A 19,172-nucleotide genomic window follows, 5' to 3' on the forward strand; every position below is an offset into this window, starting at 1 on the left:
CCAGCTGTCATCGGGCCAGGATACTTACCGGCTCCGTCCAGTCGCTCGCGCCCACGCCGTTCTTGGCCCGTACGCGTACATAGTACTCCACCCCTTTTTGCAGGGGTGCCAACACGTTGATGTTGCTCCGGGGCGTATCCAATATTTCCACAGGCCATACCAACTGGCCGTTCGCGTCCACCTCGTCGGTATATTGATACTCATAGAGGCGCACATTATCCACAGCTTCAAAGTCGAGCCTAGCTTGTCCTTTTTGCCGGTAGTCGGTCAATGTCACCCACAGCGGCGTTTGGGGCGGCACCGATTTGGTAGGCAGGGCAACCGGGCGGAAGCCGCTGCTCAAAATTACAGACAATGCACCGTCGGCGGTCTTGTTTACATAAAAAGCAAGCTGTCTCAATAGCTCGATCAACACCTCACGGCTGTCGTTTTTCAGGCTAAAGTCCAGCGGGCTTCCCTTTCGGTTCGCCATTTCCATTTTTTCACGGAAATCATCGGTCGCCGTCAGCACCGTAGCGAGATCGGGATCGGGGGTTGCAAAGTATGCATTCCCATCCATCGCCGCGTGCACGGTATAGCCAAAGGTCAATAATTCCTGGTCTTTCATGTGTTTAAAGCCACTCCTGGCTATTCTTTTTTTCATTTTTTTGCGTTTTTGTTATTTGCTTTTTGCTTTTTTGCTACTCATTTATTCGCTAGTTCACTCGGTCAATTGGCCCATCGCGATACCGCGCGAATCGTTTTTATCCATCGCCGCTTACGCACCACGGCATTGTTCACATTACCTTCCACAGTAATCACCCACTTCCCATCCCACTCATCCACGAAGCCACAATGGGCAATCCGCTTTTTGGAAGCGACGTAAATGCCGAATACGTCACCTGCCTTTGGTTCTTGGTTTCTCAATCGCGGCGCGTTCGTCCAAATAATATTTTGAGATGGAAAAAGCGCTGCCGCCCACGCATTCCGCGGCTCGGTATATCCGGCCTGGCCATAGCACCAGCTTACGAATGCCGCACACCACTCGTAGCCTTCGCCCAAGCCGCAGTAATGCAGGTACTGCCCTACTCGCGGACCATCATTGTTACCGGCCGCTTCCTGCACGCCGATCTCAGCACGGTAAACGGCAGGCAGCCCATCACGCACTATTTCCGCTCCTGGCTCCAACGTCTGGCGGCTAATCATCACACTAACGCTACCAACGCTACTACCAAGCCCCAGAAGAGCGATAGCAAGAGCAGCAGGTAATACCCAATTTGCTTCCATGGTTTCAATACGTTAAAAGATGAGCGGAAATCCGCGCGGTCGAATCCCGCGAGGCGTTTAAAGAATACCCATACCAGCCAAGCAGCCATGAGCCAAAAGAAACCGACAGCAAGCGCAGCCAGCACAATGATGCTGAGCACGCCGATATCGGGTACGGCCGCTGTTGTATCGAGCCACCATAGTAGCGGCCCGAGGTATAGGAATAAAATCAATAAAAGCGGTACGCCTACGAGCGGCCAAGGGAAAAGCCGCGGTTCGGGGCGTACCGCTTGTTCATGGAGGAAATCCACATAGTCCTCCGCATCGTCCACCTTGCGCAGCCGGCGCTCTGCCGGTTGGCTTGCCGGCTTCTCCAGCCGCAGGTGTCTGTTCATTATTGTTTGCTGTAACATAAGCGTTTAATTTTTTTGTTACGGCAAACATAGACTCCACCACTAGCCGCTCAAAATCCGCGGACAACGTGGACGGAAAACGGAAGAAGTGGATAGATGGCGGACAGTTACGGTGCTTTCAGCCGTTGTTCCAATTGCTTTTTCAGGTAAATCTGCAATAGTTGCCGCTGTTCCGGTTCTAGTTTTTCTTTAAATACCCGCATAATAGTTGTCGTTGCGAAATAGGGCAATTCATTATGTTTAGTGTAATATGTGAGCCAATAGGTAGCAGCAGCCTCTCCTTGGGATTTCATCAAACCAAATAATGCTACATGACGCCATCCGTTTGACATTTCCCTTAGAACAGGTGACATTTTCCCCAATGAATAGCGAGATACCTCGACATCGCGAAGTAGTGTCAAGGCTTCCGCATAACGGCCATACCACACGAGTAAAAACGCCTTCTTAAAATTCAAGTTAGCAACCGTGGTGCTGTCCCTATTATCTCGTATTTCTCGATAGATGTTTTCCAAGGCAAGCTCAGGTTCAAGGCCTAGATACGGGTCGTAATCAAAAATCTCAGAGGCAAATGTCCAGTGCTGGTATTGTGCCTGCGTGGTACGCAGGAAATGATTTGCCTTCTCCCGATCGTGCTTGAGATAGGCATAGAATTTCAGGCGAAGCCCAAAATCCCGCCGTTCGGGGAAAGCTACAATCAGCGAGTCGGCGTGGGCCAAAGTTTCGTTTAGGGGTCGTTTTTTTTGATTGTCTATGTTGTCGCTATAAGCCTCTTCAAAACGCTCCTGACGCCGCTGCAATTCGCCGGTCTGCGTATGGCCGCCCATTGATTGCTGCACTACATAATCTAAGGCAGCAAAATCACCCGATCCTTGCCATACCAATCTTCCCTTGCTGTCTATAAGATAAAGAACTGGAAACGCCGGAATGCCTCCCCACGATAGGTTGACGGATCGATCGCGCGTATCGAGTGCTATGGTATATTCCATACGGTCTCCCATGTTTTCTTTCAGTGTTAAGATCGCACTACGATATGCCGCTTCCGTTCGCTTATCACGTGGGTAATAGGTGTATATACTTACTACCTCCAGATAACCGGCATATTTCTTCTGCAAATCTGTGAGATGCGGGATCGCTTCCCGACAGGGCTTACAGGCCAAGTGCGTAAACTCTACCAGATACAACATATTAGGCTCAAAGGAGGTCACCGGTCCCCCGTGCAACCATTCGGCCACTTCCAAAGGGGGAACCTTCTCCCCTACTTCCAGTTGCGGCTCCTGAGCAGTAAGTAGACCCGTCATCATTAGGCCTACAAGTATTAGCATCAAATTTTTCATTTAATAGTCTTTTGTCAATAGTCCGGATTTTGTATCAAAAATGGGTTCGCTTCGAGTTCTCGCTGCGGGATGGGCAATAATAGGTCGTTGCGTCCCCAGCGTTTCAAATCTGCCCAGCGATGACCCCACTCGTAGGTAAACTCAATGAGCCGCTCCCGCTCAATGACGTCCATTACTGCGCCAGCTTCTAATCCCGCCAGTGGTTCTAATCCGCTATGTGCCTCGCGCACCGCATTCACGTCGGCTATCGCGCCACCCACGTCGCCCTGCTTTAGCCGCGCTTCTGCCCGGAGCAGGTAAGCCTCCGTTAGGCGCAATACCATACTGTATTCATCTGGTCGTTCGCCCATAGGGCTCTGCCGGATTTTATACTTGGCAACATAATTATAAACATCGACCCCATTGGGCATGGTATAACTGCCTACCCATTCCCGCAGGCGCAGGTCTGCTGGTTCCAGCGCGTCCAGCACCTCCGCGGCATAACTATACCGGGGTGGCGTGGTTAATGCGTCATTCGGAAGCGCCTGTGCTCCCTCGTGCGAAGCCCGCGAATTTTCCAATACGAATAGTTGCCAGATAGCTTCATGGTTATTTTTTAGGTACACCTCTTCAATTGGCACTAAATCATACCATCCGGTTTGCCCGATTACCGCAGCCGCCGCATCTCCCGCTTCCGCCCACCGTTGCTGGTAGGCGTATACCCTCGCCAACAGCAGTTGGGCTGCCCAGCGATTGGGCCGTACCCGCTCATCCAGCGCATGACTATAATCCCCTGGCAACAGGTCGACCGCTTCTTTCAGATCGTTCTCCACGTGATCATAAACCACCTGTGGGGCGGACCGGGGCAACTGCTGCGTTACCCGGTAATCGCTCGTAAGCACCAACGGTACCCCGCCGAACAACTGCACCAGTTGATGGTGACAGAAAGCCCGCATAAACAGCGCTTCCCCGCGCAATTGCGAAGCCAATGCGGCCGTTACGCCCCCGTATGTCGCTAACCCATCCAACACCTCATTGGCTTGAAAAATCGTTTTATATGCGCTCGCCCAGAGGGTATTCACCGCGTCATTGTCGGGCAACCAATTTCGCGCAGCGAATTCACCTACATTGGCACTATTCAGGTTATACAACAATACCCCGGCAGCCACGTCCGTCAAGGCCGTTACGCTATTATCGCCCCCATTCGCAAAGTGGCTAGTTCGGGACACCATGATATCCTGGTAGATAGCCGCCACCGCTCCATTTGCCAGCGCATCATCCTGAAATACCGCTTCCGGCACGAGCTGATTATGTGGCATATCCACTGCAAGGTACGATTCGCAGCCACCCAGCGTGATTACGATCGCGACAAGTACACTTCGGATAGCTACTACTTTATTTTTCTTTCTATTTAAGCTATTCATTATAAAATGACATTTATGGTTTATCAAAACGTTAGCTGTATACCTCCCGTAATCACCCGCAATAACGGCAGGTTCAAACCACCCACTTCGGGATCCAGACGATTCCGGCGATCGTGTACCCAGAGGTTCTGTCCGTTGACCGATAGTCGTAAATGCTGTATGCCCAGTGCCTGGCACCACGTTTCCGGCAACTGCCACGCCAGTGCTACATTTGAGAGTCGTACGAAAAAAAGGTTTTCCAGCCAGGCATTGCTATTAAAACTCAGGTAGCTATGCTGGGTGTAATATTCGTTAAAGCCAGTCGAAAACCGTTGGATCGGTTTTTCATCGCCCGGATGCTGCCAACGATCCATCACCCCTATGGGTTGATTACCGATTGCCGCTCCGGGGGCGGCAAACGCCTGTTCATAACGACGTTCTCGTTTATCTAATTGCAGTGCGACACTGATTGTTATCCCACCATAACGAAAGCTATTCTGCACGCCACCATAAATGGTACGGTATTTATCGCGCCAGATACGGTCGGCATCGTTGGCACTGCCGTTTCCGTCCACGTCGTCAAATTCATACTTTCCGGTCTCGGGATTTACGCCGACGTAATGATATACCCGGTTCCGATCCATGCTTTCACCAACCTGATACGTTGTTGCATAACTACTCGCCGCGATGTTTGGATATGATAATAATTTGCGCTGGGGGAAACTCAGGTTAACTGCAGTATTCCACTCGAATTGGTCGCTTCGCAGGTTAACCGAATAGACCTCCATCTCCCATCCGCTGTTCTGCACCTCGGCGGGCAAGTTAAACTGAACAGACGTAAAGCCGCTGATGGCGGGCAGTGGATACCCCACCAACTGGTTACCACTCCGGTTGCGGTACCAAGCCAGAGTGCCGCGGACCCGATTATCCAGCACGCCGATTTCAAGTGCCGTTTCGAGCTTCCGGTTGGTCTCCCATTGATAGTCGGCATTGGCCAAGCGGGTGGGGGTAACCCCTGATACCTGATAGAGAAAGGAGTTGCTAAACGAATAAGCGGCAAGGTAGCCATAATCATCAATCTGGTCACTGCCCGTAATGCCATAGCTGGCCCGTAGCTTGCCAAACGATAACCATGGCAGCGCGCGCTTTATGCCAACCTCCTCGGCAAACAACCAAGCCGCCCCCACCGCACCGAAATTGCCCCAACGTTTGCCCGGCCCGAAGCGGCTACTGCCATCCCGCCGCGCCGTCAGGTTTAGAAAATAGCGGTCGTTTAATGCGTAATTGATGCGCGCAAAGGCCGCGAGGTAACGGTATTCGGTCTGCGGATTACTGTTAAACTGAAGCAGATCAGCTGCTCTTTTGTTGCGCAGAAGTTGTTCATTGGCAAAGCCGAATGCCCGGAACGCATGGCCTTCACTGTCCATCTGTTGAAACGTACTGCCCACCAACGCGAGCAGGTGACCGGGGCCTATCCGCATACGATAAGTCGCTTGAGGCTCGATATTCCAAGTAATCAACCTATTATCTTTCCACTCCACTTGGCTTTCCGGATTTAACGCTGGGTTCCGCGTACTGCCGGGGTTTGTCAATTCTTCATCCATCTCCAGTTGGTTAAACCCTATATTCACCTTCAATTCCAGCCGCTCCCATACTCGGTAGGCCATTGATGCCAGCACATTGCTGTTGCGATTAGTCTGGTCGTAAGGCTGGCGCAGATACCCCATCGGGTTGTTGTTGAAGGTAGTGCCCGGCCAATTGATATCCCCGTTTTCGTCAAGCATGTCTGGCGCATTTGGGGGGAGGGTCAGTGCCAATGGGGTGATATTATTGCGGAAGTTGGGCAAGTTCGTGTGATCCTGGCTGTAGGTGATGGCCAGTTGTGCCCGTAGGCGGTCGTTTTCTCCTCCAGTACTGAGTGATGCATGTCCGCTTCCGCGCCTATAGCCGAAGTCGCCGGGGTAAACATTGCCTTGTTTCAAAAAACTGCCGCTGAGCAGGTAGCGCACCGCACTGCTGCCCCCACTCAACGAGGCTCGGGTGTCCGTGCGACCTGCTGTGCCACCCAGTAGTGCCCGCTGCCAGTCGGTATATTTGGTTTGATCATATTCCAGCAAGTCGCGCGCTGCGTTGCCGGTCATCGAGGCCGAGGGGGTATTGGCGTACGCTTCCCGCCGCATTTCCAAATATTGCTCGGTATTGAGCAAGTCCATGAATTTGCGCACTTTCCCTGCGCCGAAATTGGTGCCGACCGTGAGGCGGGCTTTTCCAAGCTGACCCATTTTTGTGGTGATTAGCACAACCCCATTGGCCCCACGGCTTCCGTAGATGGCCGTGGCATCAGCATCCTTGAGCACCTCAATGCTGGCGATATCACTTGGGTTGAGGGTGTTGAGCGGATTGGATTGAATGTAACCGCCCGGCTGCTGCAGGGAAGTTGAAGTGAACGGCACCCCGTCAATCAGATACAGCGGGTCATTTACACCTGGATCGGACCGTAAACTGTTCTGTCCACGGATGCGAACGGTAAATCCGGCACCGATTTCACCATTTTGTTGCTGGATGTCTACACCGGCCATGTGGCCTTTGAGGGCTTCCAACGGATTTAGGACAGGTTGTTGCTCGATTTCTTTTGCCGTTACACGGGCGATGCTTCCGGTCCGTTCGCGGTCTTTCACAGTATAGTACCCCGCATTGATTTCTACTTCTTCGATGGCGAGCGTGTCCTTCCGTATGTTGACGGTATCTGCGCGATAGCCCGTAGCCGCGGGGGCCGGCGTGTTGCCGGCCGCCCAGGCACAGGTGCTTACGCATGGAAAGGACAGGATAAGGGCATAGCCAGCCCGTATGAATAGGTGTTGTTTCTTATTCATCATGAGTTATTAGGTCATCAATAATGGTTAACGAGTCTTCGATCGATTCAACTCGACAGCTAACTCGGCTTTTTAGGTTTCTTGGCAAAAAGAATGCAAAAGGCATCCATTCCGCCTATTTTGTCGGATTTTTTCTTCATTTTTACCCTTTGGTTTAGTAAGTGGCGTAGGGTACATAAAAGGGCTGGTTAGGCTTCCATACGGTCGCAAAAAAAGTATGGATTGGAATCCTGCCTCCACGTGGCCCCTTATGTTTCCGACACAAGACACGCTTCTACAACAGGACCCAATCCACTAGTGGCAAAGATAGCCAAATGTGTGGATATGGGTATATACCTGTTGCCTCGTCTCTTGTATCGGATTTTTGGGGAACGAGACCTTCAATGTATTTACCTACATCAGTTATATGTAATCATTCATTTATGCCATAGGCACTGTGTTTTTCTTGTCAACTCATTCATGCTGCATCCGCTTCGTGGGGATGGTTGAACAAAGATACGCATACAAATAGTAAATCAAAAATATTCGTTTAAAAATATTTTTTATGGATAACAAATCATTGATATACAAAGATATAATCAGAGAATTAAATAAGAAATCAGGAGACAAGCTACTCAAAACAAGAGCGATATTGGTTTTATCAAGAGGAACAATAGGTAAAAAGATAAGTGTTGATGGACAAACAATTGGCAGCCTTGAAGAAGGAGAGACCGGCGGTCACACAGACAAACTCAGCGCATTGATTCTTTTCTACGGTTACACGCATAAGGAGTTTTATGATTTCGACAAACCGCTGCCTACCGAAAGGCAGCTAAAAAGCCGGATGAAAAGGTTTCACGAGGCCATCGGTTCCGACGCATACAAAATCATCTATGACCGACCTGATCTTATCGACCTTATTGAGTTCAGGCTTTTAGCAACCGACCTCTTCAGTGAGTGGGTCACCGCCGAGCAGGTCATTTCCTATTGCAAAACAAAATACAAGTTCGAATACCTCCCCTCCAGCACACCCAACACCCTAGACAATGCCGTAAAAAAAGGCTGGCTAGCGGTGGACGAAAAGGCGAAGCCTAAAAGGTATAGGAAGAAATAGGTAAAACTTCTCCTTCTGCCGCGTCATCTAAAGCTTGTCCTTAAATAGCTCCAGACCGTTATGGTCGCTAAAAGTACTGAGACAAATAATGTGGTTTTGTCAAAATTATTCGTTATTTTCGCATAAAACGAATTGGCATGTATACGGCGATTAAAGGTGTTTACGAAAATGGTGTACTTAGGCTTTTAGAACCTGTCCGCGGTATCAAGAAGGCTGACGTAGTGATCACGTTTCTTAATGAGGAAAGATTGAATTCCAAAAAGGTTAGGAAGCCAGGGGGACTTCTGCGCTTACAGCATCACAAAGGTAAGCTTCTCGATATTCCTGAAGACTTCAACGACCCCATTGAGGACATGAAGGATTATATGTAATGCAAATCCTAATTGACACACAAATCCTGATTTGGTTTCAGCTTAACCATCCAAATTTGAGAGCGACTGCTTTAGAATTGATTACTGACAGCAAACATACTATTTACGTATCTGATATCAGCCTCTACGAAATCACAATTAAACAAACGATTAGTAAGCTCCCTGACTTCAATGTTGATATTACGGACATCATAACGGTAGGAAAAGAAGATGGATTCAATTTCATACCGCTTAGTCATGAAACGATAGCCGAATACGCTCAGGTCCCGTTGCATGAAAACCATCGTGATCCTTTTGACCGAATGATTATCGCTACTGCAAAGGCACATGATTTGGCAATCCTGTCGACAGATGAAAAGTTTGAAGGGTACCAACATTACGTACCGATTATCCGAACATGACGCTGACACACTCCTCACCTACAGCCCATACCCTACCAACTCATCTCCAAACAACGCAAACAAACGCTGCTTTTTCACCAAAAAACCTTTGAACGGTTTCATCGGTATCTTGGGAATATAAAAGCTGTATTGGTAAGTGCCACGCTCATCTAAATCATACACATCAATGACAATATGCTGCTCAAAATCATCCCTGCTTTCATTGGCGGCCATGATGTTGCTGTGCACATACAACAAATTGCCATCCACCGCACTGTGCACATTCACCGGCATGGGCGGCGAGGCAAGTGTAGTCGTCATCGAATCCAGACGCCCCACTTTTATTTTCGCTTGGCTGATGGTATCAATGGTGTTTGCCCAGTATTGAACCACCAGATTCGTATCTGCAACGAGGTATTGATTTCGGTTGGTGTAAACGTATACTACCCGGTTGTTCGCGCCATCGGCATGTAGCTTACCATAAGTGCAGAAAAAACCGTCCACCTGCTTCTCCAAAAGGTCGGTATGCCATTTGGGGGCTTTCATGCCGTCCTGCCACTTACCGAGTGCATTTTCGCTGTTTACCATGCCCAGCATCACAAGCCCCCGATCAGAAGTAGGCGCCGCCTGCAAGAAATAAACGCTATCCATTAGTTCATAGGCCCACCATTGACCGCGCCAGCCGTAGCGTACGAAAGGTTTGATGCCGTCCAGGATATAAAAATAATTGCCCTGCACGCGCAGGGCGAGTTGCTCAAAGCCAAATCGGGCCGATTGAATCGGGGTGCTCGCGATATCTAGCGTATGGAGCCCTGCCTGCCAGCTATGCATGATGCGGTTATGGTTACCAAGGTAAAGGCTGTCGCTTGTGATACCGGCCAAATAAAAATCGTAGTTGGACAGGGTCAGACGGACTGTTGGTTGGAGTGTAGACTGTAGGGTACGCGAGAACCCAAGAAATTGTTGGTTTGCGCGTAACGGCCTGTTATAATATAACCAGCCTATGCAAACTACAGCCATAACAGTGCATCCAACAAGCCATATGAATTTCGCTCTGCCTTGCATATCAGAAAGATTTTAAAAATGAGCGCCGGAAACCAATGTCCCAGCGCCCCCTTCCCCCTTTAAATAGGAGATAGAAGTGAAGATTATTGGATGGACCGATACAACGCAACGCACGATTCAGACGCGACGTTTTCCAAGTGTGCCTGCACCAAGTTCCCAGATTGGGATCCGGCCGTCGCCTCGCACATACACGGAAAATCCGTCACATTGGTCTGGCAAGTTTGTTCCTCCTCTTCTACGCAATCCTGACAAGGTATCCCCGCTTCAGGATCAAAATACTTCCTCACCGGCTCGTCCACAGCCGACGGTTTCTGGATGACCCCTTGGGCCACCACGCCTCCCACTGACACCACTGCGGCCAGTACGAGTGCGATTAATTGCTTTCTTCCCATGAGATAAGCAAGTTAAATTATGTAAGCACCTACTCTATTTCTCCGGTTTTCGGCGTCCCCGGTTTTTTTTATTCCTTCAATATGCCATACACCGACATCCCGATAAATGCCAGGTTTATATACACATGGTCCTTCAACGATAACGACTCGAACAGCGCATTGCACCCACAAGGTGGACGGTCTGCTCCGCTCATCAGCACGCTAATGTAAATCGTGAAACCCACCATCAGTGTAAAGAACCCGTAATAGCCGATAAGCCGCGTCCACGGAAGGAAAAGCAATACCGCAATAGCCAACTCGGCAATAGGAATCGACCACGACACGAATGTTTCATGCCCCGTGAGGATGGGCGATTTGCCCACCTGGATCTCAAATGCCGTCCGGTGTGCCAGCTTGTCCACGCCGGAATAAACAAAAAGAGCAAAACAGGCTATCAACATCAGCAATTTCATCGTTCATTAGGATTATAGAGCAAAGGTAAACTGCCGTTTTACCTTTTGGATGCGAACAGCTTCACAGAAAAACCGAATCGGGTGTGAAGCGCTTCACTCTTTTCAAAAAACGGCCATTTTCAACGGCGACTTCTCGAAAATCGCTGACCGGAAATCGTGGGAAACCGGTCGATGATTGTATCGTCATGATGGATGGATGGAAACTACCGATCGCTATATGTAACCTACAAGGGTGTTATTCGCCCGAACGACCATCCCTTTTTGCATCGGCGATCGGTTGTAGTAGCTAACCGACAGGAGATCCAGCGCAACCGCCCGAACGTTTAAAACCACATGTTGGCACATGGCAATCCCCAACCGGGAATCGCCATATGATCATCATTGTACTACTTTCGTCGGGCAGGGATTTAAACGTATAGCCAGTAGCAGCCCATCACCCATCAAAGAGAACTAAGCACCGACCGGTCTATCCAAGCAACCGTTGTTTGTTTTATGAAAACCAACCGTCGATTCCGTGGTCTTACGCTGCGCCTTTCGCTTCCTCAGGTTGCATATACCGATAAGGCAGCCGCTCCTGCCGGTGTCGTTGATACAAGCGTCTCACCTCCTCGGCATTATAGTAATCGCTTTTCCCTTGGCGGTCTACCGGGTGTAGCAGTCGCCCGCGCACCCAAGCATAAAACGTGGTGCGGCCGATATGCAATTCGCTGCATGCCCATGTGGTGTCGATGAATTCCGGCAGTATTTTCACTTCTTTAACCGGTTTAGGTAGCCGCACTTCCAGTAGGTCATTTGTTCGTTGGTGTTCGCGGAGAATTTCTTCCCAAAGGGTGTACATGTTCTTCATTATTATACGATTTAGTTAGGTATTAACGTTGCCGTCTGCTCCTGTAGAGACTGAAGCCGGCATCCTTCTGTTTGTTCAACCATTCGCGTGTCGTTTCAAGGTAGCTTGCCAGCACAGCGTCGGGAAACACGGCCAGTGCATCGTCCCATTGTTGCAACAACCAGCAGACCCGTTCGGCAACGGATGTCGCGGCACGAATGGCCGTAAGTCGTTCATATTCGCGTTTACGCATGGCCAATAGCCACAGCGCTGTGAGCCGCCATGCATCCGGGTGTGTGTCGCAGCAATGCCAATAGGCTTCTGCACCGATTGATAGCACCGTTCCCTCTTGCTCCACAATCGCCGTATAATGGCTTTTCTCCCGGGTAGGCAGTGTATCCGGCAGGATGAAATCGCCTTGCCGACGTATCCATAATACAGCGCCACCGCGCACTCCTTCATACGCTACGGCACTACTATCCAGTAGAAAATACACACGTTCCGGAAAGTTACCCGCGGCCACCAATACGGTGGCTTTGGGTAACTCTTGCCGACGGAGCGAATAACGCAGTGCTTCCAGAAATGCTGCGTCCAATGGTTTATGCAATGGCCGGTACAGGTGATGCAGTGCCGCAATGACCTGCTCCAGTTCGGCATTCGATGCGTCATACATCGGAAACGCTGATGCGGCAACGGTTTTCATGCGGAATCGCCGTGCTCGGTGATCACGAAACGGAGGAAATCGCCCGTCCGGGCGGTCGGCGCCGGCTCACCGGCAGACGTATTTGATTCCGAGCGGATGTACTTCGTGCTAGCCCGTATAGACTGTTCAGGTTTAACAAGTTCAAGCGGCAGCTGGTAATCGATGGCATAAGCAATCTGCCGCGCCCATAGATACGCGATTCCTTCCTCCAAGTTTTCCGCGTACTCCAGTTGCTCTTCGGTGAGGACAAACCGGGTTTCTAAAAATTCACCTAATCCGCTAATGGCCAGCATCGCTTCCGCTTGCCGGTCATGTTCGCTTAAGCCGCTCAACCAAGCGTTGTACTGTACCACCCCCGCGGGGGTAAAATCAAATTGTACTGTTAAGTCCTTTTCCATGACGTAAGTTTGATTATTGTTAATGAAACGACCGAACACACGTCGGTCACCATTGCAAACCTATCGCCCTGCGCAAGAAAAACCAATGTTTTTAGGGATTTAAAGGGATTGGATGGGTGCTGCCCACTCAATCGGAATCGGTGGGTACACCAAACCACCAAGCCTCAAACTCCTTCCCTCGCCGCTTGGTCACCTTTAGCACCCTGGCTTGGTTTCGCCCATCAACGGTAAACCGCATCTTCAGTGGCAGGTACCAATAGATGCCTTCTTTGTAAGGCTCGGCAATCGCATCACGATTGACCAACTTAAATTGGTCATATTCGAAAAATTGCTGACGATCCAGCAGTTCGTATAGGTCCATCACCGATAGTTTCATATTGAACTCGCGCGTGCCATCCATCCGGTACTCCCAGACCGATTCCTTCAGTCCGCTATTATCATAGCAAGCAACATCCACCTTGGCTTCCTGCTGGAATTTCTCCTTATCGACATGCTCCAGGATTCCCCGTACCGGTCTGCCACGTTTCCTTTTCGGAATTACTACCGACTTAACAGCCAGCAACAGCCTCCGCGGCCCAGCCCCCAATCCCTTACGCCTCTGCCATGGCGGGAGTTTTCCAATCCCGTCCGCGGCCATGCTTGCCGCTTGTGCTTCCCACCAGTTCCGTATGGCCCGCCGCGCTGATCGACTTTTCTGCATGAAATAATTCAGGTAGATTACGTTGACTGCAAGAACCATCACGACCGCAAAGGGATAATCGATGTGGTAGTACCGCGGTATGGCATCAGGCGCTTCCCGCTCGATGAAATAAATAGCAAAAAATCCCATCAGTACCAGCGACGGGATGATGACCCCGTGGTAGAGTTGCAGCGCTGTACGCATCAGAGGCCTTGCATACCACGGGTGCGAGACATCCAATTGTTTAAAGCTTCGGGATACGAGGTTCAGTACTATGTAAGCGACCAAACAGCTTGGTCCGGCAGCCTTGTAAAAATCCCAATCCCGGATGGCCTTGCCGAAACCATCATCTCCGGTGTAAAGCACCATGAATAAGCCAATAAAAAGTGCCACGATGGCGGATATCCAGCCGTCGAAATATTGAATCTGGATGGGCGGTAAATGCCGCATCCGTAGAAAATGTTTTTGCATCTGCCAGCAATTTTGCAGTGTTCAGTTTGGTTTGTCCTCATTAGGAAGGCAAACGGATTTTTGGTGCTGCAAAGATAGCAATCAAGCGCTTAGAAAACTAATGGTAGATTACGGTATTATGGTTATATTTTACAACGAAACCTTTGGATTCATACAAAAGTTTTATGTATCCGATTCCTCAAAGGAGTTTATAGCATAAATGGTATTGACCACGACAGTTCGCCCTACACTACGTATCACTTTACCGGCAAATCCATTGTCATCATATAAACCTGCCGAGTGCCATTATGAGTGGAATTGAAACCAACCATATCACCATTGGGACTCCATCTACAGTGCAAATCACACCTTAACCAGTCGTTATCCGAATCATATTGTGGTGCGTGATAAAATCTTCCAAGCGGAAGGACTGCCTCCGTCGCCATATCCATAAGGTATAATTTCTGTTCTCTTAATTCTCCTGATGGGTAAGAATCTGTGATCATCCACTTCCCGTCAGGGGAAAAGGTACCGTGTCCATCGTAATCCAATAAACCACTTCCCAATCGTTTGTATCTCTTCTTTCCCACTTCGAATAACACGTGCGCATATTGAGCCCCTTTATACCTAACAGTAAACATCAGTTCATTGGCATTCAACCAATCATAATGTGAACCATCCCAGCCATCTGGAAAACAGCGTTCCAAGCCACTCCCGTCCAAATTAACAGTAAATGCCGTGGTACTCCGCTTCGGGAATCCCCTTGCCATCCATGAAATTTTTGATCCGTCACGACTAAACAACGTATGGCAGAAATATTCTAGACCTTCGTGACTGTCTATTTTTGGAATGTAGTCAACGATCGCCGCTATGGAAACCAGCAGTTCCGATGTGCCATTTTCTAGATCAATCAAAAACAAACCATCATCTTCCGGATACATCACATTTCTTCTTACGTCCTGCCCGTTGCCGCCGTAGCCATAGTCTGGCCGAGTTAGTCTTAATCTCGAATAGTTTATACTTACTGCATATTTCCCATCCGGTGAGACCGAACTTACGGGGTACGGAAAAGTACGGATTTCTTCTTTTGTGTGTACATTTAAAATTACCGACACCGATTTTCCTTCTCGATAGTCGTTATATATAATCAATGAATCCGGTGAACTACCCAGCCAATGGGCCATGCACCCCTCTTGAAAGTTCCAAGCTCGTGTAGCCGTCAAAGGAATAAATTTAAATGTATTAATATCCACTAATCCCAGTATTGCTGCATCATTTTCATTTGGAAGGCGATCTTTGACAGACGTTCGCAGTACCGTCACATGACGTTGAGATTTATTCCAAGAATTAATACCATAATAGCTAGCATACAAATGATCATACGGCCCTTTCGTCAATTGTATTGGCTCACTTACCTTAGGGAACACTACAACTAGTCCAGTAGTTTGTCTTTCATTACAAGATAAAATCAATGCATTCACGACAACATAGAACACCCATATTTGCATTTCCTTAAAACGATTCTCTCCACTAAATCTCAAAGATTTCATCTATAAATAATTTGTCGGCTGTTATCAGCTAACGGTTTCAAATCTGTTAATAAAGCACAGCCAAGAGTTGTAAAATTTCATCTGCGAGCTCTAGGCTCAACCCTGTGTGCTTAGCTGTGCAACACCTGTTTCATATGCGGGGTCCAACCCACCAGTAACTATTCCGGCTTTCATTTCAGGGATCAGACACGGATGCCCAATCCCTTCAATTCATTCTGCAAATGTGCTATACGCTTTTGGTTACGGCGCCTTTCAAACTCCTCCACCGAGTAAGCCATGTACGACAGCCTGGCGGTCAGGACAATATAGGCAGCGGTCAGGATCTTGTGTCCTATTATCAATAGCGCCTTTTTGCGTCCTTTACGTGCCGCCATGCTGTCGTACTTGGCCCTGAGGTAAGTCCCCTTCGTCCGGGTAGCCGCCCATGCCGCCTCCACCAGTAAACTCTTAAGGTATTTGTTGCCATGGGTTGTCCGGCCGCTCATCCGCTTGCCCCCGCTCTCATTGTTGCCCGGACAGATGCCCGCCCATTTGGCCAGCCGCTTCGGGTTGCCGAAGGTCTCTTCCGGACTGGTGCCAACCTCGGCAAGCATCTTCACCGCATTCAGTGTATTGACACCCGGTATGGTTTTCAGCAGCTCAATACTTTCCCGGTCATCTGCCAGCAACCGCTCCACTTCCTGTTGCAACACGGCAATCTGCGATTCCAGGTAAGCCATGTGGTGTTTGATCTGCCGGAGCATGAACCGGTGGTGGTCGGTCATCCGGCCGGTGATCGCCTTCAGCAACTCTGCCCTGCCTACCTTCAGCTTGCCATGGTAGTGTTCATCGATCAGCGCCTCCAGGTCTGTCCGGCCAGCCATAAGACCCTCGATGATACCCGTGGAAACAACGCCCGAGGTGTTGCTCACAACGCTGCTTAACTTGATGTTCGCGTCCTCAAGCACCTTCTGGATCCGGTTCTTCTCCGAGGCCAGCTGCTGCGTCAGCTTCGTCGAGTAACGGTTCACATCCCGCAGCTGGCGGATCTTCTCCTCCGGAATGAAACTCGCCTTCAGTAAACCGGCCAACAACAACCTGCATATCCACTGGCTGTCTTTTCTGTCCGTCTTCCGGCCTGGAACGTTCTTCAGGTGCCGGGCATTCACCAGGATGACCGTGAAGTCTTCCTCCAGAATATTGAATACCGGCTTCCAGTAAACTCCCGTGCTTTCCATCGCAACGTGCGTAACCCCATGGCCCTGTAACCAATCGCGTAAGTCATTCAAAGAACCCGTGTACGTGTCGAAGGTCCGCGTCTCCCGGATTAACTCCGCCCCGTCTACTGTGGCAACAACGTTCTTCTCATGAACGTCCAGGCCACAACCCCGGCTCACTACCTGTTCGAAGTGAACCCTAGGGACTTCTGATGTTGGTGCTTTCTTCATCGCTGTATGATTTCAAGAAAGGTACGCAACTCCATTTACATGCCCCTGTGTGTGCTATAATCTCATGTTGGCTTCATATTGTATAAAGTAAGTTCCGTTTACTACTTGCTTAAATTGAAACGGCGGACTCCTATGACGACCCTCAGGAAGATTGATACCGATGAAGATACGAAATTCTAATAGCTGACCGCGGGCATTCGTCAATTTCACTTCTAACTTCACTTCACTTTCTTCGCCTAGATGATGAATTACAGGCCTGATCCCATCAGCAGGACCTCAAACGACATCTACATTATCACTTCCTCCCCAAGTAGGTTGAAAGACCATGCTATTGGCATAGTAAGTTAGTTTTGGATGTCCCAAATTATCTATAAGAACTTCTAATATGTCCCCATATTAACGCCCCCTCTCAAAGAACACCATGAAAAGCCTTCCTTATAAAATCGCGTCTAACCTCAACGTGCTTTACTTTGACCGCGATATATGAAATCCCGGTTTGGGTATAGATAAACACCAACTTTACGTGCCCAACTTTCATATATCGTATCTAATCTTGACACCTGATCGTGATTAGAAATGGCAAGATCGTGCGTTTCAAATCTATCTTTGCTCAGGTCATATAATTCCCAAGGGCTCTCGAAGTCACCTACGAGCTTGAGGTTGCCATGACGAAGCCCTCTGTTACCTCCATGTTCCCAAAACATAAACTCAGGCTCTTTGAGCTCTTCCCCTCTAAAAATCGGCAATAAGCTGCGACCAGGGGTAGGGGTGATTGGATTATCCGCGAACTCACTTGGATATGTTGCGCGACCGACATCGCATAAGGTCTTCATAATATCAACGACGTAGCCCGGTTGTTGGGTTATTTGAGCCGCCTTGATCTCGGACGGCCAATATGCAATAAATGGTGTACAAATTCCCCCGTCGTACATGTGTCCTTTATACGATCGGAAAGGTGTGTTGGAGAGATTGGCCCATCCTTGGCCATAACTCATGTAAGAATCTTCATGACCGCATTGATATCCATTTTGGCCAAAGTCGAACCCACTATACCCACCCGCAGGTGAGGCTCCATTATCCGATAGAAATAAAATGAGCGTATTCTTATCTTTCCCCATCTTATTCAGTTGGGTTAGTATTCGACCAATACCTTGATCCATCCGGTCAATTTGAGCAGCATATACTTCCATTTTCGACGCCATATCTCTTTTATTCTCGACATTATCCCAGAGCAAAGCAGCATCTCGTTCCAGTACAGAAAATAGATCATGCCCTTCAAATAATCCAAGCTCCTGCATTCTTCCTAACCGCTCCCTTTTTAGGCGATCCCATCCAATATCGAATTGCCCCTCATATTTATTTATATCGGATTCCAACGCTTGAAGCGGACTATGAGGTGCTGTATAGGATAGATATAGAAAGAAAGGATTGCGTTTGCCCGTCTCTTCTTCCAAAAATCGGATTGCGTAGTCTGTAATCGCGTCGGTCATATAAAACCCCTCTTTCGGTGGAGTATATAGCGAATCATTGAAGGCCATTTTTCGCTTGACGCCCTTCCACACGGTTTTGGTAATATCAAAGTAGTTCGCGGCCCCACTAATCAATCCGAAATACTTATCGAAGCCTCGGTCGGTCGGCCAATGCGGGCGGTTTTCGCCCACATGCCATTTACCGGCCATTAGCGTCGAATACCCCGTCTCCCTCAACACTTCGGCTATTGTTACGCAATTGCGGTTGAGGTATCCTTGATACGGACCATTTGGTACCGGCGGCGGTATATCATGGGCTGCAACCATACCCCCAACCCCGGTTTGATGTGGATATAACCCTGTTATCAATGATGCCCTCGTGGGACAGCATTTCGCTCCATTATAAAATTGCGTAAACCTTAGGCCATGATACGCCAAGCTATCCAAGACTGGGGTACGAATTCTTGTGGCTCCGTAACTTCCCAAGTCCGAAAAACCCATATCATCTGCCAAAATCAATATGATATTTGGCCTATTGGCCTTGTCCTTGCTACCACAACTCGAGTGGTAAAACGTAACAGCAATTATAATCGCCAAAACCAAGGCAGTACCCACATATACGACCTGTCTATTCCACATGCAAAATTCGAAATTATAAGATAAATATCTA

At 49.1% G+C, this 19,172-nt stretch carries 19 protein-coding genes; 3 read left to right on the forward strand and 16 right to left on the reverse strand.

Features of this window, described 5'->3' with window-relative positions; translation table 11 throughout:
* Window positions 1-7 precede the first annotated feature (7 nt).
* The 6 genes from NGM62_RS03060 to NGM62_RS03085 all read right to left on the reverse strand — a co-directional run bounded on the left by NGM62_RS03060 (window position 8) and on the right by NGM62_RS03085 (window position 7,250).
* On the reverse strand, window positions 8-643 hold the full coding sequence (locus tag NGM62_RS03060) for a fibronectin type III domain-containing protein (protein ID WP_262245724.1): 636 nt from the start codon (window positions 641-643) through the stop codon (window positions 8-10).
* Between the two features lie 65 nt (window positions 644-708).
* Window positions 709-1,266, reverse strand: a complete 558-nt coding sequence (locus NGM62_RS03065; RefSeq protein WP_262245725.1) for a CHAP domain-containing protein — start codon at window positions 1,264-1,266, stop codon at window positions 709-711.
* A complete protein-coding gene (locus NGM62_RS03070; protein WP_262245726.1) occupies window positions 1,185-1,640 on the reverse strand; it encodes a hypothetical protein in 456 nt (151 codons plus the stop codon). The genes NGM62_RS03065 and NGM62_RS03070 overlap by 82 nt, the downstream gene beginning before the upstream one ends.
* A gap of 125 nt (window positions 1,641-1,765) precedes the next feature.
* Window positions 1,766-2,980: a TlpA family protein disulfide reductase gene (locus NGM62_RS03075; protein ID WP_262245727.1), complete on the reverse strand. Its 1,215-nt coding sequence runs from the start codon at window positions 2,978-2,980 to the stop codon at window positions 1,766-1,768.
* 26 nt (window positions 2,981-3,006) lie between these two features.
* Window positions 3,007-4,395 (reverse strand): RagB/SusD family nutrient uptake outer membrane protein, encoded by a 1,389-nt coding sequence (locus tag NGM62_RS03080; RefSeq protein WP_262245728.1) that lies wholly within the window; start codon window positions 4,393-4,395, stop codon window positions 3,007-3,009.
* A gap of 23 nt (window positions 4,396-4,418) precedes the next feature.
* Window positions 4,419-7,250 (reverse strand): SusC/RagA family TonB-linked outer membrane protein, encoded by a 2,832-nt coding sequence (locus tag NGM62_RS03085; protein WP_262245729.1) that lies wholly within the window; start codon window positions 7,248-7,250, stop codon window positions 4,419-4,421.
* Window positions 7,251-7,791: 541 nt separating this feature from the next.
* Here NGM62_RS03085 and NGM62_RS03090 point away from each other — a divergent pair.
* From NGM62_RS03090 to NGM62_RS03100, 3 genes are all read left to right on the forward strand, one after another.
* A complete protein-coding gene (locus NGM62_RS03090) occupies window positions 7,792-8,340 on the forward strand; it encodes a hypothetical protein (RefSeq protein ID WP_262245730.1) in 549 nt (182 codons plus the stop codon).
* 137 nt (window positions 8,341-8,477) lie between these two features.
* Window positions 8,478-8,711, forward strand: a complete 234-nt coding sequence (locus tag NGM62_RS03095; RefSeq protein WP_262245731.1) for an antitoxin AF2212-like protein — start codon at window positions 8,478-8,480, stop codon at window positions 8,709-8,711.
* Complete coding sequence (locus NGM62_RS03100; protein WP_262245732.1) at window positions 8,711-9,112, forward strand: type II toxin-antitoxin system VapC family toxin; 402 nt, start codon at window positions 8,711-8,713, stop codon at window positions 9,110-9,112. Before NGM62_RS03095 ends, NGM62_RS03100 begins: the two co-directional genes overlap by 1 nt.
* Before the next feature lie 18 nt (window positions 9,113-9,130).
* On the opposite strand, the gene NGM62_RS03105 is transcribed toward NGM62_RS03100, so the two are convergent.
* The 10 genes from NGM62_RS03105 to NGM62_RS03150 form a co-directional block, all read right to left on the reverse strand.
* Window positions 9,131-10,111 carry a hypothetical protein gene (locus tag NGM62_RS03105; RefSeq protein WP_262245733.1) on the reverse strand — a complete coding sequence of 327 codons (981 nt, stop codon included), beginning with the start codon at window positions 10,109-10,111 and terminating at the stop codon, window positions 9,131-9,133.
* 128 nt (window positions 10,112-10,239) lie between these two features.
* On the reverse strand, window positions 10,240-10,548 hold the full coding sequence (locus NGM62_RS03110) for a hypothetical protein (RefSeq protein ID WP_262245734.1): 309 nt from the start codon (window positions 10,546-10,548) through the stop codon (window positions 10,240-10,242).
* 68 nt (window positions 10,549-10,616) lie between these two features.
* Window positions 10,617-11,000 (reverse strand): MauE/DoxX family redox-associated membrane protein, encoded by a 384-nt coding sequence (locus NGM62_RS03115; RefSeq protein WP_262245735.1) that lies wholly within the window; start codon window positions 10,998-11,000, stop codon window positions 10,617-10,619.
* A gap of 520 nt (window positions 11,001-11,520) precedes the next feature.
* Window positions 11,521-11,847, reverse strand: coding sequence for a hypothetical protein (locus tag NGM62_RS03120; protein WP_262245736.1), 327 nt, complete (start codon window positions 11,845-11,847; stop codon window positions 11,521-11,523).
* Window positions 11,848-11,869: 22 nt separating this feature from the next.
* Window positions 11,870-12,529 carry a Crp/Fnr family transcriptional regulator gene (locus NGM62_RS03125; RefSeq protein WP_262245737.1) on the reverse strand — a complete coding sequence of 220 codons (660 nt, stop codon included), beginning with the start codon at window positions 12,527-12,529 and terminating at the stop codon, window positions 11,870-11,872.
* Window positions 12,526-12,927: a hypothetical protein gene (locus NGM62_RS03130; protein ID WP_262245738.1), complete on the reverse strand. Its 402-nt coding sequence runs from the start codon at window positions 12,925-12,927 to the stop codon at window positions 12,526-12,528. Before NGM62_RS03130 ends, NGM62_RS03125 begins: the two co-directional genes overlap by 4 nt.
* A 127-nt stretch (window positions 12,928-13,054) precedes the next feature.
* Window positions 13,055-14,077, reverse strand: a complete 1,023-nt coding sequence (locus tag NGM62_RS03135) for a hypothetical protein (protein WP_262245739.1) — start codon at window positions 14,075-14,077, stop codon at window positions 13,055-13,057.
* Between the two features lie 236 nt (window positions 14,078-14,313).
* Complete coding sequence (locus NGM62_RS03140) at window positions 14,314-15,606, reverse strand: TolB family protein (protein WP_262245740.1); 1,293 nt, start codon at window positions 15,604-15,606, stop codon at window positions 14,314-14,316.
* A 182-nt stretch (window positions 15,607-15,788) separates the two neighbouring features.
* The gene (locus tag NGM62_RS03145) at window positions 15,789-17,033 is read right to left on the reverse strand and encodes an IS110 family transposase (protein ID WP_262245741.1); all 1,245 of its coding nucleotides are present in this window, start codon (window positions 17,031-17,033) and stop codon (window positions 15,789-15,791) included.
* Between the two features lie 455 nt (window positions 17,034-17,488).
* Entirely contained in the window at window positions 17,489-19,141 is a 1,653-nt protein-coding gene (locus tag NGM62_RS03150; RefSeq protein WP_262245742.1) for an arylsulfatase, read from the reverse strand.
* Between the last annotated feature and the right edge of the window lie 31 nt (window positions 19,142-19,172).

It is taken from the genome of Parapedobacter soli (assembly GCF_025460835.1).
Taxonomy (GTDB): Bacteria; Bacteroidota; Bacteroidia; order Sphingobacteriales; family Sphingobacteriaceae; genus Parapedobacter; species Parapedobacter soli.